The sequence below is a fragment of the Halomonas jincaotanensis genome, from assembly GCF_018448785.1.
GTDB lineage: Bacteria > Pseudomonadota > Gammaproteobacteria > Pseudomonadales > Halomonadaceae > Halomonas > Halomonas jincaotanensis.
The window spans coordinates 100,651-116,162 of record NZ_JAHCLU010000004.1 but is presented as its reverse complement, the minus strand read 5'-3'; the positions used below and the strand labels follow the sequence as shown (position 1 = coordinate 116,162).

Annotated in this window: 13 protein-coding genes; 4 read left to right on the top strand and 9 right to left on the bottom strand. The window is 62.4% G+C overall.

Annotated elements, in window-relative coordinates; genetic code table 11:
- Positions 1-12 precede the first annotated feature (12 nt).
- The 9 genes from bamA to rpsB all read right to left on the bottom strand — a co-directional run bounded on the left by bamA (position 13) and on the right by rpsB (position 10,021).
- Complete coding sequence (gene bamA / locus KG088_RS05640) at positions 13-2,355, bottom strand: outer membrane protein assembly factor BamA (protein WP_250148090.1); 2,343 nt, start codon at positions 2,353-2,355, stop codon at positions 13-15.
- A gap of 146 nt (positions 2,356-2,501) precedes the next feature.
- On the bottom strand, positions 2,502-3,860 hold the full coding sequence (rseP, locus tag KG088_RS05635) for an RIP metalloprotease RseP (protein ID WP_213824521.1): 1,359 nt from the start codon (positions 3,858-3,860) through the stop codon (positions 2,502-2,504).
- A 54-nt stretch (positions 3,861-3,914) separates the two neighbouring features.
- Positions 3,915-5,102: a 1-deoxy-D-xylulose-5-phosphate reductoisomerase gene (gene ispC, locus KG088_RS05630; protein ID WP_213824520.1), complete on the bottom strand. Its 1,188-nt coding sequence runs from the start codon at positions 5,100-5,102 to the stop codon at positions 3,915-3,917.
- Positions 5,102-5,902 carry a phosphatidate cytidylyltransferase gene (locus tag KG088_RS05625; RefSeq protein WP_213824519.1) on the bottom strand — a complete coding sequence of 267 codons (801 nt, stop codon included), beginning with the start codon at positions 5,900-5,902 and terminating at the stop codon, positions 5,102-5,104. The genes ispC and KG088_RS05625 overlap by 1 nt, the downstream gene beginning before the upstream one ends.
- Positions 5,895-6,683, bottom strand: coding sequence for a polyprenyl diphosphate synthase (gene uppS, locus KG088_RS05620; RefSeq protein WP_213824518.1), 789 nt, complete (start codon positions 6,681-6,683; stop codon positions 5,895-5,897). Before uppS ends, KG088_RS05625 begins: the two co-directional genes overlap by 8 nt.
- 56 nt (positions 6,684-6,739) lie before the next feature.
- Positions 6,740-7,297: a ribosome recycling factor gene (frr, locus tag KG088_RS05615; protein ID WP_213824517.1), complete on the bottom strand. Its 558-nt coding sequence runs from the start codon at positions 7,295-7,297 to the stop codon at positions 6,740-6,742.
- A gap of 4 nt (positions 7,298-7,301) precedes the next feature.
- Positions 7,302-8,123, bottom strand: a complete 822-nt coding sequence (gene pyrH / locus KG088_RS05610) for a UMP kinase (RefSeq protein ID WP_250148089.1) — start codon at positions 8,121-8,123, stop codon at positions 7,302-7,304.
- 111 nt (positions 8,124-8,234) lie between these two features.
- On the bottom strand, positions 8,235-9,104 hold the full coding sequence (gene tsf, locus KG088_RS05605; RefSeq protein WP_213824516.1) for a translation elongation factor Ts: 870 nt from the start codon (positions 9,102-9,104) through the stop codon (positions 8,235-8,237).
- A 176-nt stretch (positions 9,105-9,280) separates the two neighbouring features.
- Positions 9,281-10,021, bottom strand: coding sequence for a 30S ribosomal protein S2 (rpsB, locus tag KG088_RS05600; RefSeq protein WP_213824515.1), 741 nt, complete (start codon positions 10,019-10,021; stop codon positions 9,281-9,283).
- A gap of 317 nt (positions 10,022-10,338) precedes the next feature.
- On the opposite strand from rpsB, the gene map reads away from it, so the two are divergent.
- The 4 genes from map (at position 10,339) to KG088_RS05580 (ending at position 15,512) form a co-directional block, all read left to right on the top strand.
- Complete coding sequence (map, locus tag KG088_RS05595; protein WP_213824514.1) at positions 10,339-11,130, top strand: type I methionyl aminopeptidase; 792 nt, start codon at positions 10,339-10,341, stop codon at positions 11,128-11,130.
- A gap of 9 nt (positions 11,131-11,139) precedes the next feature.
- Positions 11,140-13,821 (top strand): [protein-PII] uridylyltransferase, encoded by a 2,682-nt coding sequence (locus tag KG088_RS05590; protein WP_213824513.1) that lies wholly within the window; start codon positions 11,140-11,142, stop codon positions 13,819-13,821.
- Positions 13,822-13,947: 126 nt separating this feature from the next.
- Positions 13,948-15,174 (top strand): succinyldiaminopimelate transaminase, encoded by a 1,227-nt coding sequence (dapC, locus tag KG088_RS05585; protein WP_213824512.1) that lies wholly within the window; start codon positions 13,948-13,950, stop codon positions 15,172-15,174.
- Positions 15,174-15,512, top strand: a complete 339-nt coding sequence (locus KG088_RS05580; RefSeq protein WP_213824511.1) for a Spx/MgsR family RNA polymerase-binding regulatory protein — start codon at positions 15,174-15,176, stop codon at positions 15,510-15,512. Before dapC ends, KG088_RS05580 begins: the two co-directional genes overlap by 1 nt.

Sequence of the window (15,512 nt, the reverse complement as noted above, 5' to 3'; positions counted from 1 at the left end):
CAGCAGGCCGGATCAGAACGTCTGACCGAGCGAGAACTGGAAGAACTGTGTGTCGTCCTCGCCTTCCTCATTAAGTGGTTGGGCCACACTGAAGGTAAGCGGGCCTACCGGCGTCAGCCAGGAGAGCCCGATACCCGCACTGTAGCGCAGGTCGCCCAGGTCGACCCCAGAGCTGCAGTTGGATGTCTCGCCCGCCGGCACGTCGTAACAGCTGGATAGGAAGGTATTGCCCGCATCGACAAAGAAGCCGGACTGGATGCTGCGACGATCCTCGACGAAAGGCAGCGGGAAAAGCAGTTCGGCGCTTCCTTCGACCAAGACATTACCCCCCAATGTGCGGTCACGATCAGTGCTGGAAGGTGGCGAAGTCCGCGGCCCCAGCGTATTGGAGGTAAAACCGCGCACCGAACCCAAGCCACCAGAATAGAAGTTCTCGTAGAATGGGAAAGGCTCATCGCCAATGCTATCAGCATAGCCCAGCTCGCCGCTGAACTTCATCACCCACTCCTCGGCATCGTTGAGCGGGAAGAGATGGCGTGCCTCGGCACGCATCTTGTAGAATTGAGCATCGCTGCCCGGCACCGAGGTTTCCAGCGAGAGTCGCTGGTAATCACCGGCGGTGGGCATGATCGCGCGGTTCAGGTTGTTGCGTGTCCAGCTACCCGAAAGCTTCAGGCTTTGGGCATCGGCCCCCTGCGCTTCAACGTACTGCTCGATCTCCAGGGCCGTGTCGTTATAAGTCTTGATGGACAGATCTTCCACCGAGGCACCGAAATTGAGGCGCGTGATCTCGTTGACGGGGTAACCGAAGTTGATCCCGCCGCCGAAGGAGTCCGTTGAATAGGTGGAAATATCCGAGTCTTCGTAGTCGGTCTCGCGGTAGAAGAGATTGTAGCCTCGCGATATTCCGTCCAGCGTCCAGTAAGGATCGGTGAAGCCGAAGTTGAGGCTGGTGAAGATATCGCTGCGCTGGGCACCGATATTCACTCGATTGCCGGTACCCAGAAAGTTATTCTGTGAAAGCGAGGCCCCATAAATCACCCCGGCGTTCTGGGAGAAACCAACACTTGCCGAGATGGAGCCGGACGGCTGCTCCTCGACGGTATAGGTGACATCGAGCTTGTCTTCTTCTCCCGCCACCGGCTGAGTCTGCACATCAACTTGACGAAAGAAGCCGAGTCTTTCTAAACGCTGCCTTGACTGACTGATTGACTCGGTAGAAGCCGGCGCGCCCTCGAGCTGGATCATCTCTCGGCGCAACACCTCATCTTCGGTGGTGGTGTTGCCGACAAACTCGATGCGCCGCACATAGGCGCGGCGCCCGGCGTCCACCTGAAAGGTCAGATCGACGGTCTCGCCATCGTTAGACATCTGGGGGACGCCATCAACAGTGGAGAAGGCAAACCCTTCGGCACCCAGGCGTGAACGCAGTGCTTCGGAGGAAGCGGTCACGTCGCTGCGCGAGAAGATCTCACCGGGCGACACTTCCAGGAGCTCTCGAGCTTCGCGCTCGCTGATCTGTAGATCACCGGAGAAGCCGATATTGCCCAGGCGATACTGGCGTCCCTCATCGACGTTCACGGTGATGAAGATGTCCGATTGGTCGGGACCGATCGATACCTGGGTAGAGGCGATGTTGAAGTTCACATAACCGCGATCAAGATAATGCGACCGCAGGCGCTCGAGATCACCGGAAAGCGCCTCGCGGGAATACTCGTCGCTGGAGAACCAGCCGAACAGCCAGCCGGGCTTGTCTTCCAACTCGAAGAGTTCACGCAGTTCTTCATCGCTGAAGGCCTCGTTGCCCACGATATTGATCTGGCGGATCTTGGCCACGGCCCCTTCGTTGATGTCGATATTGACCTGCACTCGACCCTCGTCGATCTGTTCGACCTCAGTGTCGATGCGGGCGCTATAACGCCCCTGGGACTGATAGACGCCTTCGAGTTCGCGCTGGATCTCCTCGATGGTCGAGAGCTGCAGCACCTGCCCTTCTGCCAGACCAGCCTCCTGAAGCCCCTGGCGCAGGGCCTCGTCGTCTATCTGCTCGTTGCCGCTGATTTCCAGGCGGGAAATGGTGGGGCGTTCGACGACCTGGATAATAAGCACGTCACCTTCGCGGGCGAGCTCGATATCCTCGAACAGGCCGGTGGCGAAGAGCTCACGGGTGGCGTCGGCCAGTTCACGGTCATCCACACGATCGCGAGCGCTGACAGGAAAGGCATTGAATACGGAAGCGGCGGAAACCCGCTGCAGGCCTTCAACTCGAATGTCAGAAACTTCGAAGGGTTCCGCCTGAGCCTTCGCGGCTCCGACGAGCAGCAGAGCCGCCAGTCCGATGGTCTTGATTTTCATGCAGTCGATTCGCTCGCGTTGATCTGCCAAACCTGTCCAGACAGGCACCTTATACATTTGTACGGGTGACTGACAAGGCGAGAGCGCTTGCTCCACCGCCTGGTGTCACCCGCTGCTGCCTCATTCACAAAGGCGCAACGACCCCATCACCACAGGCGCATCAAATCGAAATAGATCGCCATGAACATCAGCGTACCGACCACTGCCAGCCCAAGCCGCACTCCGACTGCCTGGGCCCGCTCGGAGACCGGCCGACCGCGCAAAACTTCCATGAAGTAGTAAAGCAGGTGCCCACCATCGAGCACCGGAATCGGCAGGAGGTTCAGCACGCCCAGGCTGATCGACAGATACGCCAGGAAACCGACGAAGCTCTCGAGGCCGGAGCGCGCAGAGTCGCCAGCAATACGCGCAATGGTGATCGGCCCCGACAGGTTGCTCGGCGAGATCAGGCCCACCAGCATCTTGCGGATGGCATCCAGGGTCAGCAAGGACATTTCGCCGGTGCGTGCCATCGCATGCCCGACGGCAGCCAGCGGCCCGTAACGGATCTCGCGGCGATAGGCCTCGGGCCACTCCACTGGCTCGACCCCAGCGCCGATGTAGCCGATGGCCTCGCCCCCCTCGAGTTCGTTGCGCGCCGGAGTGAGTTCGAGCGCGAGACGCTCGCCATCACGCAATACTTCGATGTCCAGCGGCTCGCCAGGGCTGGCGCGCACGATATCGACAAAGTGCGGCCAGTCCTCCACGGGTTCACCGTTTACCGCCAGCACTTCATCACCAAGCGCGAGACCGGCCTCAGCGGCCGCCTCGCCCTCGACCAGCTGGCCCAGAACCGCCGGGAAAGGCGGCCGCCAGGGCGTGAGGCCCAGGCTCGGCAGCGGTTGGGGCGGGTCCTGGCCGACCAACCAGTCCTGTACGGGCAGACGATGCTCGCGGGTCTCGCTCTCTGCTTCGTCGCGCGCGCCGATACGCAATTCACCACTCTCGCCGATGGCCGCCACCAGCTTAATGTTGATCTCTTCCCAGGAACGTACCCCCTCGCCCTGTACCGAGGCGATCTCCTGACCGGCCTGTAAGCCACCGCGGTCCGCCGGTGAGTCGGGCTCAACGTCGCCTACCACGGGCGCCACTGTCGTGGTGCCGACGACAAACAGCGCCCAGTAGGCCACGATCGCCAACAGGAAATTGGCCAATGGACCTGCGGAGACGATGGCAATCCGCTGCCACACGCCCTTGCGGTTGAACGCCTCGCCGAGCTGCTCTTGAGGCACCGGGGCCTCGCGTTCATCGAGCATCTTGACATAACCGCCCAGCGGAATGGCCGCCAGCACGAACTCCGTGCCGTGGCGATCCAGGCGCGTCCAGATCGGTTTGCCGAAGCCCACCGAAAAACGCAGCACCCGAACACCGCAGCGCCGGGCCACCCAGAAGTGGCCAAATTCGTGGAAAGTGATCAGCAGGCCCAGCACCACGATGACGGCCAGCACATTCTGGATCAGGCCCAAGGCAGTCTCCTCTCGGGTTGCGTTAAGGGGGCGTCGCGCCTCGCCTCAGTGTTGTTAGAGCCGCTCGAGGGCGACCCGGCGAGCGTGAGTATTGGCCTCGAGAATCGTCTCGAGGTCCACCGCGGGCTGTACCGCAACGGCCTCGAGGGTGCGGCCCACCAGCTCATCGATGCCAGTAAAGCCGAGCCTTCCGGCTAGGAAGGCCTCCACGGCCACCTCATTGGCGGCATTGAGTACGGCCGGCGCGGTGCCACCTGTGGCCATCGCCTCGCGTGCCAGGCGCAGGCAAGGAAACGCACGCTCGTCAGGGGGCTCGAAGTCGAGGCGGGCTACCGAGAAAAGGTCCAGTGCCTTGACACCGGCCTCGATGCGTTCCGGCCAGGCCAGCCCATAGGCGATTGGCGTGCGCATGTCGGGGTTGCCCAACTGGGCAATCACTGAGCCATCAGCATAGGCGGCCATGGAATGAATGATGCTCTGTGGATGTACTACCACTTCCACCTGGTCGGGGCGGGCGTCGAACAACCAGCACGCCTCGATCAGCTCCAGCCCCTTGTTCATTAGCGTGGCGCTGTCCACCGAGATCTTGCGCCCCATCGACCAGTTGGGATGCGCACAGGCCTGGTCGGGCGTCACACCCGCCAGGTCAGATCGCGACCAACCACGAAAGGGACCGCCCGAAGCGGTCAGCAGCAGTTGGGTGACGCCATGGTGATCGAGACCACCGCGATGCTCCAAGGGTAGACACTGATAGATGGCATTATGTTCGGAATCGATCGGCAGCAGGGTCGCGCCATGCCGGATCACCGCGTCCATGAACAGCGCCCCTGACATCACCAGGGCCTCCTTGTTGGCCAGCAGCACGCGTTTACCGGCTTGCACCGCCGCCAGGGTCGGCAGCAGTCCCGCGGCGCCGACGATCGCCGACATGACCACATCGGCCTCGGCGGCCCTGGCCACCTCGACCAGCGCCTCAGGGCCAGCACCCACCTCAGTGGCGAGTCCGGCCTCCCTGAGCCGCTCGCGCAGCCAGCGCGCATCCTGCTCATTATCCAGCACTGCTACCGCGGGGCGATGCATACGACAGCGGTCGAGCAAGGCCTCCCGGGAACGATGGGCTGTCAGGGCATGGACACGGTAGCGTTCGGGATGGCGAGCAATCACGTCCAAGGTGCTGGCGCCGATCGAACCGGTGGCACCCAGCACGGTCACGCCGCGAGGGCGAGAAGCGATATCGGCCATCACGGCCCCCCTGCGGTGAGCAGGGCAAATAACGGCAAGGCGGCGGTCAGGCTGTCGATACGGTCGAGTACACCACCGTGTCCCGGGAGCAGATTACTGGAATCCTTGAGTCCCCGATGGCGCTTGAGCATGCTCTCGAGCAGATCCCCCAGCACCGAAGCCAGCGTCACCATCAGCGTGATGCCCAGCATAGTGACGAAGCCCCCGACTCCCATTCCCTCCCAGAAGGCGAAGATCACGGCCAGCACCGCGGTGACGGCCATGCCGCCATATACCCCTTCCCAGCTCTTGCCAGGACTCACCCGTGGCGCCAACTTGCGCTTGCCGAAAGCGCGGCCGGCGAAATAGGCGCCGATATCGGCCCCCCATACCACCAAAAGCAGGAACAGCAGCCAGATGGCGCCCAAGTCGCGCAATACGTTCAAGCCCACCCAGGCCGGCAGCAGCACCCACAGACCCATGGCCAGCCGGCATGAGGTGGCCTGCCATTGCGACAGTCTGCCGGGGTAGCGCGTCACCCAGTAGAGATTGACCAGCCAACCCACCAAGGCGATCCACAGCGGCCAGATCGACAGCAGCGCGCCCGATAGCCATAGCAACAGCATCAGCACCGCCAGGCCAACGAGTAGCGCCAGCCGCCGCTCCGGCGCCTCGACACCCGCCAGATCCGTCCATTCCCACCCGGCGAGCAGCACGATCATGGCGGTGAACAACGCAAAGGCGCCACCCGTCAAGCCGAAGAGGCCGACCAGCATGAGTGGCGCCAGCCAAGCCACCGTAAGGACACGCTGTCTAAGCATTTCGGTGCGCCTCGACCTGCTCATCGGTCATGCCGAAACGTCGCTGGCGGTGACGAAAATCGTCCAGTGCCTGATCGAAGGCAGCCCTATCGAAATCGGGCCAGAGGGTCTGAGTGAAATACAGTTCGGCGTAGGTCATCTGCCACAACAGGAAGTTGGAGATACGCTTCTCGCCGCTGGTACGAATACACAGGTCCACCGGGGCGTCATCGGGAAGACAGACCTCACGGTCGATGGTCTGCTCGTCGATATCATCGGCCGCAAGCTCGCCGGCGGCGACGCGCTCGGCCAGCCGACGAGCAGCGCTGGCAATGTCCCAGCGACCCCCATAGTTGGCAGCGACCACCAGGTGCATGCGTGTGTTATGGCGGGTCAGCGCTTCAGCGCGGGCGATATGGTTCTGAATCGAGCTAGAAAACGCCGAGCGATCCCCGATGATCGTCAGCCGGATGCCGTTGTCATGGAGTTTTCTGACCTCACGCTTCAGTGCCATCAGGAAAAGCTCCATCAGGGCACTGACCTCGGACTTGGGACGCTTCCAGTTCTCGCTGGAAAAAGCGAACAGGGTCAGCGTCTCGATGCCGCGCTCGGCGGCACGTCGAATCACCGCACGCACCGCTTCGACGCCAGCCCGATGGCCTCTGATACCTGACAATCCACGCGCTTTGGCCCAGCGATTGTTGCCGTCCATGATGATGGCCACGTGGCGTGGCATCCCACTCTCGACAGGCGCCGTCGGGCCACTGTCGAAACGGGAATCGGGAAGCTGCGGTGGCGTCATGATTTCTCGCATGAAAGGTGTGCCGAAAACGGGTGATACGCGTTGCCCGTGCTTACTCAGACCTGCATCAGGTCGTGTTCCTTGGCTTCCAGCATCTTGTCGATATCGGCGATGATCTTGTCGGTCAGCTTCTGTACCGCCTCCTCGGCCTGGTGCTGCTCGTCCTCGGAGATGTCCTTGTCCTTGAGCAGGGCCTTGAGATCACCATTGGCATCGCGACGCACATTACGCACCGCCACTCTGGCGTGTTCGGCCTCCTGACGCGCCTGCTTGATGTACCCCTTGCGAGTCTCCTCGGTGAGCATCGGCATCGGCACGCGGATGACGTTACCGGCGCTGGCCGGATTTAGGCCGAGATCGGAGGTCATGATGGCCTTCTCGATCTTGGGCACCATGTTCTGCTCCCAGGGCACCACGGAAAGGGTACGGGCGTCCTCGGTATTGATCGAGGCCACCTGGTTGAGCGGCACCTGAGAGCCGTAATAGTCCACGGTTACCGAATCCAGGATGCTGGAATGGGCTCTTCCGGTACGAATCTTGTTCAGATTGCCGTGAAGCGCCTCTAGGCTCTTCTTCATGCGGGATTCCGCATCCTTCTTGATATCGTCGATCACGTTGTCAGCCTCTATCTATCAGCGTGCCTTCCTCGCCGCCCATCACAAGATTGAGCAGGGCGCCGGGCTTGTTCATGTTGAAGACCCGTACCGGCATCTCATGGTCCCGCACCAGGCAGATGGCGGTCAAATCCATCACGCCGAGCTTCTGTTCAAGCGCATCGTCATAGCTTAAGCGATGGTACCTGACGGCATCGGGATGTTTGACCGGATCCTTGTTGTAGACCCCATCCACCTTGGTGGCCTTGACCACCACGTCGGCGTCTATCTCGATCCCGCGCAGGCAGGCCGCGGAGTCGGTGGTAAAGAAAGGATTGCCAGTGCCGGCGGAGAACAGCACCACGTCACCGGAGGTCAGGTAGCGGATTGCGGTACGCCGGTCATAGTGCTCTACCACACCGCTCATGGGGATGGCCGACATGACCCGCGACCGAATGTTGGAGCGTTCCAGGGCGTCACGCATGGCCAGCGCGTTCATCACCGTGGCCAACATGCCCATATGATCGCCGGTGACCCGATCCATCCCGGCTTCGTGCAGCGCCGCGCCACGAAACAGATTGCCGCCACCGACCACGATCCCCACCTGCACCCCGATGCCTACCAGTTGACCAATTTCCAGGGCCATGCGATCGAGCACCTTGGGATCGATACCGAAGTCGGCATCACCGGTGAGCGCCTCGCCCGAGAGCTTCAGGAGAATACGCTTGTACTTGGACTTGTCAGGGCGGGTCTTCTCGAGGCGGGAGGGGTCGGTGAGAGGGGTGGCGGGACGAGCCACATCGCGGGGACTCGCGAGTAGGGCATCATCCTGATCAGCGGTGGGCATGACATGTCTCCTGGATCGTCAACGTTGGAAGGTGTCCGACCTGATCCATCAGCCGGATACGCGAAGGCGTGCGCTCTCGCACACGCCATTCACGAACGGGAACCTGTGGCCTCAGCTCCGCTTGGCCTGCTCCATCACTTCCTGAGCAAAATCAACCTCTTCTTTCTCAATGCCTTCGCCGACTTCGAAGCGAGTGAAACCAATCACCTCGCCACCAGCCGCCTTGACGTACTCGGCCACGCTCTGGTTTTGGTCCTTGACGAAGGGCTGCTCGGTCAGGCTGTTCTCGGCCAGGTACTTCTTCAGGCGGCCCTGCACCATCTTCTCGGCGATCTGCTCGGGCTTGCCGGCCATGTCCGGCTGGGCCATGATGATGGCCTTTTCCTGATCCAGCGCTTCCTGGGGCATGTCGGCCGGATGCGCAACAGACGGATTGATCGCCGCCACGTGCATAGCGACATCCTTGGCCACTTCGGCGGTCCCACCCTTGAGCACGGTCAGCACGCCGATGCGACCACCGTGGACGTATTCGCCGACTCGACAGCCTTCACCGGCCTCGATAACGGCGCAACGACGCACGCCGATATTCTCACCGATCTTCTGCACCAGCTGCTCACGAGCGGTCTCGAGCTCGCCTTCCATCACCGCCGCCACGTCTTCGTTGCGGGCGGCGAAAAAGGCCTTGGCGATCGTCTCGGCGAAAGCCTTGAAGTTGTCGTCGCGAGCAACGAAGTCGGTCTCGGAGTTGATCTCGACCATGACGCCAAGACTGCCGTCCTCGGCCACACGGGTGACCACGGCGCCCTCGGCGGCGGTGCGGCCAGCCTTCTTGGCGGCCTTGAGACCGGAGCTCTTGCGCAGGTTCTCGATGGCGACCTCGACGTCACCGTCGGTTTCGGTGAGGGCCTTCTTGCATTCCATCATGCCGAGCCCGGTACGCTCGCGCAGTTCCTTGACCTGGGAGGCGCTGATAGCTGCCATGAGTTTCACCTCTATCTGGTTCTGCCTGGAGTATGTTCCCGAACCCACCGATACCAGCGGGCCCGGCGAAATCTAAGAAACAAATTCTGAGAAACGAATTCTGAGAAAAAAGGGGGCCGCGGCCCCCATCTCGTCTTTTCGGCGCCACCACCGGCGGCCGGCCAGACGCGCCGCGATTACTCAGCAGCGGTATTGCTTTCACTTTCTTCCGTGACCTCGACAAACTCGTCGGGACGCCCTTCCTTCGCACGGACACAAGCGTCGGCAACGGCCTTGACGTAGATCTGGATGGCACGAATGGAGTCATCGTTACCGGGGATCACGTAGTCGACGCCATCCGGGTTGGAGTTAGTATCGACCACACCGATCACCGGGATGCCCAACTTGTTGGCCTCGTTGATGGCGATGCGTTCGTGATCGACGTCGATGACGAACAGCGCATCGGGCAGGCCGCCCATCTCCTTGATACCGCCCACGCTGCGCTCGAGCTTGTCCTGCTCGCGCGTCGCCATCAGCACTTCTTTCTTGGTCAGCTTCTCGAAGGTGCCATCCTCGTGCATGGCTTCGAGCTCGCGCAGACGCTTGATGGAAACGCGGATGGTCTTGTAGTTGGTCAGCATGCCGCCGAGCCAGCGATGATTGACGAAGGGCATGCTCACGCGGTTTGCCTCTTCCTTGATAATCTTGCTGGCGCTGCGCTTGGTGCCAACGAACATGATCTTGTTGTTGGCCGCCGCCATCTTCTCGACCACCTCGATGGCCTCGTTCAAGGCCGGCAGGGTGTGCTCGAGGTTAATGATGTGGATCTTGTTGCGGGCGCCGAAGATGAACTTGCTCATCTTCGGGTTCCAGTACTTGGTCTGGTGACCGAAGTGAGCGCCTGCCTTCAGCAGGTCACGCATATTGACGTGTGCCATGGATGACTCCTGGAAAATCGGGTTAGGCCTCCACGCACCCCATGGATCCGACCGCCGGACTCAGCCGGCAGCACCCGGGACCATGTGCCGGTGCGTGTGTGATTTCAAGGCGTTGTTACTGCTTCAACACATTGTCGTGGTTCGCATACTTTCTCCGCTGCTATGGACCAGAGTGGCCGGATGACCGCGTGACACGACCGGGCACAGCGATTGCAGGAAAGCGCGCAGCTTTATACCATAGATCGACTCCCAGATGAAGTCGCTCATGCCGCGCCGACCTGCGGCGAACCCGGCGACCCCACCCTGACCGAGATTCCATGAACGTACCCATCAAGACGCCCGACGAGATCGACAAGATGCGCGAGGCGGGCCGTCAGGCCGCCAGCGTGCTGGAAATGCTCACGCCCCACGTCCAGGCAGGCGTCAGTACCGGTAAGCTCGACCGCCTGTGTCATGACTATATCGTCCATGAGCTGGGTTCCACGCCGGCACCGCTGGACTACTATGGCTTTCCTAAGTCTATCTGCACGTCGATCAACCGCGTGGTCTGCCACGGCATTCCCGACGATGCCAAGCAGCTCAAGAATGGCGACATCATGAATGTCGACATCACCGTCAAGACAGCCGATGGCTATCATGGCGACTCAAGCATGATGTTCGTGATCGGCGAGTCCATCCAGGGCGAACGGCTCTGCCGTGTCACCCAGGAATGCCTGTACCGCAGCATCGCCCTGACCAAGCCAGGCGCACATCTCTCCGAACTGGCCCGGGCGATCCAGCGACATGCCGAAGCCAACGGCTATTCGGTGGTGCGCGACTTCTGCGGCCATGGCATCGGTGCCGGCTTTCATGAAGACCCCCAGGTACTTCACTACGACGGCTATGCCCCCGAGGCCGATATCGCGCTGGCACCCGGCATGTGCTTTACCATCGAGCCGATGATCAATGTGGGCTCGCACAAGACCAAGGTGCTGCGCGATGGCTGGACGGCGGTGACCCGTGACAAGAGCCTGTCCGCCCAGTGGGAGCATACCCTGCTGGTGACCGAGTCCGGTGTGGAGGTCCTCACCGCTCGTGGCGAGGAAGACCTCTCCTTCCTCGAACGCTGAGTCGATTCCATGCTGCTGCATCACTACCGCTTCACCCCCGACGAGTCGCTGTTCGACGTTGACCGCTTTCGCAATGAGCTCACCGGCAGCCGTTCGCCCATCGCTCCCTTCAAGGCAGCGCTGCGCGAGATCCAGAGCCACCTGGATGAACGCTTCCGCGCCGGCGCCGACATACGCGACCTGGTGCACGGCCGCGCCTGGTGCCTGGATCGGCTGCTGGCAGTCGCCTGGGAGCAGCACACTTGGCCCGATGACGGCGTGGCACTGCTCGCCGTGGGCGGATATGGGCGCGGCGAACTGCATCCCCACTCGGACGTCGACCTGTTGCTGCTGCTTGAGCACGACGACGACGCACCCTATCGCGACGCCCTCACTGCCTTCATCACCTTCTTGTGGGACATCGGCCTGGAGATCGGCCACAGCGTGCGCTCGCTCGCCGATTGCGTGCGCGAGGCTGAGGCCGACGTCACCGTGATTACCAATCTTCAGGAATCACGCACCCTGGCGGGCCCGGAGAGGCTGCGCGATGCCATGCAAACGCAGCTATCCACCGAGCGGCTATGGCCCGCCGACCGTTTCTTCGAGGCCAAGTGGCAGGAGCAGATCCGGCGTCACTACCGCTACAACAACTCCGAATACCACCTCGAGCCCAACATCAAGAGCTCCCCGGGCGGCATGCGCGACATCCAGATGATCGGCTGGGTGGCCAAGCGACACTTCGGTACCGAGCGCTACGAAGACATCGTCGCCAACGGCTTCATGAACGATGCCGAGCTCCAGATATTGAGCCAGGGCCAGGCCTTCCTGTGGCAGGTACGCTACGCCCTGCACATGCTGACCGACCGCGCCGAGGACCGCCTGCTGTTCGACCACCAGAACACCATCGCAGGGCTGTTCGGCTATCGGGATACGCCGGAGCGTCTCGCCGTCGAGCAGTTCATGAAGCGCTACTATCGTCACGTGACTGCCCTGGCCGGGCTCAACGACATGCTGCTTCAGCACTTCGACGAGGCGATCCTCCACGCCGGTGAGAAGCTCGCGACGACCGTGCTCAACGAGCGCTTCGAGATCAAGGGCGGCTACATCCAGGCGCGTCGACGCAGTGTCTTCCGTGACCGACCTTCCGCCCTGCTCGAGCTCTTCTTGCTGATGGCTGAGCATCCCGAGATCGAGGGGGTGCGTGCCGACACCATTCGCCTGATTCGCGATCACCGTCACCAGATCGATGACTTGTACCGCGACGACCTGCGCCATCAGAGCCTTTTCATGGCCCTGCTGCGATCAGGCGGCAACGTGCCGCGCCAGTTGCGGCGCATGAATCGTTACGGCGTGCTCGGCAAGTACCTGCCCGAGTTCGGCCGCGCCGTGGGCCTGATGCAGCACGACCTGTTTCACATCTATACCGTCGACGCCCACACCCTGCGGCTGCTCAAGTTCGTTCAGTGTTTTCGTGGGCCCGAAGGGCGCGATGTATTTCCGGTGGCCGCCACGTTGATCCATCAACTGCCCAAGCTTGAGTTGCTGTGGATCGCCGGGCTTTTCCATGACATCGGCAAGGGGCGCGGTGGTGATCACTCCGAGATCGGCGCGCGAAGCGTCGAAGCCTTCGCCGAGCGACACGGCCTATCGAGCCGCGATACCCGCCTGGTCAGCTGGCTGGTCTGGCACCACCTGTCGATGTCGATGATCGCGCAGAAACGCGATACCACCGATCCCGACGTGATCGCCGACTTCGCCCGCCTGGTGGGTGATGAGACGCGCCTGGACTATCTCTACGTGCTGACGGTCGCCGATATCAACGCCACCAACCCGACCCTGTGGAATGGCTGGCGGGCCACGCTGATGCGCCAGCTGCATAGCGAGACCAAGCGTGCCCTGCGCCGTGGCCTGGAAAACCCCCTGGAGCGCGACGACTGGGTGCAGGAAACCCGCAGCGAGGCCCATTCGCTGCTGGAAACCATTGGTGCCGACATGGCGCGTGTCGACCAACTCTGGGAATCGCTGGGCGAGGATTATTTCCTGCAGTATGCCCCCAGCGAGATCGTCTGGCAGACCCAGGGCATTCTCGGCCACGAGGACAACGAGCTACCGTTGATCCTGATCAGCGCTCCCACCGACGACATGACAGAGGGCGGTACCAAGGTCTTCATTCACACGCGCTCGGCAGAGGACTTGTTCGCCGCCACCTCGGCGGCCATGGAACAGCTGGGGCTCTCCATCCACGACGCGCGAATCGCCACATCGAGCAACGACCGCACCCTGAACACCTTCATCGTGCTCGACGAGCAGGGGATGGCCATCCGCGAACACGCGCGCATCGAAGAGATCCGCCGTCATCTGGTGGAAGAACTCGATGACCCCGACGACTATCCACAAATCGTCACCCGGCATACCCCGCGTCAACTCAAGCACTTCCGGGTACCCACCGAGGTGATCATCGAACAGGATCCGGCCAACGAGCGCACCATGCTCGAGCTCACCGCTCCTGATCGCCCCGGCCTGCTGGCTCGGGTGGGCCGCATCTTCATGGAGCAGAGCATCGCGCTGTCGGCGGCCAAGATCGCCACCCTGGGCGAGCGGGTCGAGGATGTATTCTTCATCACCGACAAGACCGGCGCGCCGCTGACCGACCCGCAACGCCAGCAATGCCTGCGCGAGCGGCTCATCGAGGTGCTTGACGTGGCCGGCTGAGCATTGCCAAAGACGGGCGCCGAGTCCGCGATTGAGGCGTCGCCCGGGCTTGCCTATAATCGACGCCTCACTCGCACGGTTGCACTCCCTACGATAAAGACGCCGATCGGGCGTCCCTGGACTCCCATGAACCCGGACCTCGACGCCCTCAAGCCCTACCCTTTCGAGAAGCTCGCGGCGCTGAAGGCCGGTGTGACGCCGCCGGAGCACCTGGCGCACATCCCGCTGACCATCGGCGAGCCGCAGCACGCGCCCTTCGAAGCGGCGCTCGAGACACTGGTGGCCCATCGTCATGGCATGGCCCGCTATCCGGCCACCGCCGGCACGGCGGAACTGCGTGGCGCCATCGCCGACTGGGCGACCCATCGCTTCGGGCTCGACGGCCTCGACCCGGCGACGCAAGTGCTGCCGGTGAACGGCACGCGCGAGGCGATCTTCGCCTTCGTTCAGGCTGCACTGGACCGCAATCGACCGGCGAGAGTCGCCGTGCCCAACCCCTTCTACCAGATCTATGAGGGGGCGACGCTGCTCGCCGGGGGCAAGCCGCTATATCTCGAATGTCGTGCCGAGACAGGCTTTCGTGCGGATATCGAGGCCGTCCCCGCCGCGACCTGGCGCGAGGTGCAGATTGTCTTTGTCTGCTCGCCGGGCAACCCCACCGGGGCGGTGACGCCGCTGGCCGAACTCGAGCGACTGATCGAGCTGGCCGACGAGCATGACTTTCTCATCGCCTCGGACGAGTGCTATTCCGAACTCTATCTGGACGAGGCCTCCCCGCCGCCGGGCCTGCTGGAGGCGTGCGCGCGCCTGGGGCGCCACGACTACCGGCGTTGCCTGGTGTTTCATTCGCTCTCCAAGCGCTCCAACCTGCCCGGGCTGCGCTCCGGCTTCGTCGCCGGTGATGCCGCGCTGGTCGCCGCCTTCAAGCGCTATCGTACCTATCACGGCTGCGCCATGTCGCTGCCGGTTCAGCATGCCTCGATCACCGCCTGGGGCGACGAAGCCCATGTCCGCGCCAACCGTGACGCCTACCGCGAGACCTTTGCCGCGGTGACCGACATCCTCGCCCCGGTCATGACCTTCCCCGCCCCCGAGGCGAGCTTCTACCTGTGGCCGGCGGTGCCAGGCGGCGACGACGAGGCATTTGCCCGCGAGTTGTTCGCCAAGGAAAACGTCAGCGTGTTACCCGGCAGCTATATGGGTCGTCCCGCTGCTGACGACGGAATCGCCCGCCGTGGGCGGGTCAGCACCAACCCCGGTGCCGGCAGGGTCCGCCTGGCGCTGGTGGCCGAGCTCGACACCACCGTGGAAGCGGCCCGGCGCATCCGTTCGTTCATCGAGAGGAGGTTGTAATGGCGACACTGTTCGTGATCAAGAGCTGTGAGACCTGCCGCAAGGCACGCGAGGCCCTGGACAAAAAGGGTATCGTTTATCAAATTCACGACCTGCGCGAGGATGGGCTTTCGGCCTCACTGCTCGAGCACTTCCTGCAACGGGTCCCGGTGATGACACTGCTCAACAAGCGCAGCACCACCTGGCGAAACTTGGATGAGAACGACAAGGCCAACATCGATGCCAACAAGGCCCGTGAGCTGATGCAGGCCCATCCAACACTACTCAAGCGCCCTTTGCTCGACACTGGCGAAGAGATTCTCGTCGGCTACCGCGACGGGGATTACGACAGTCTCTAA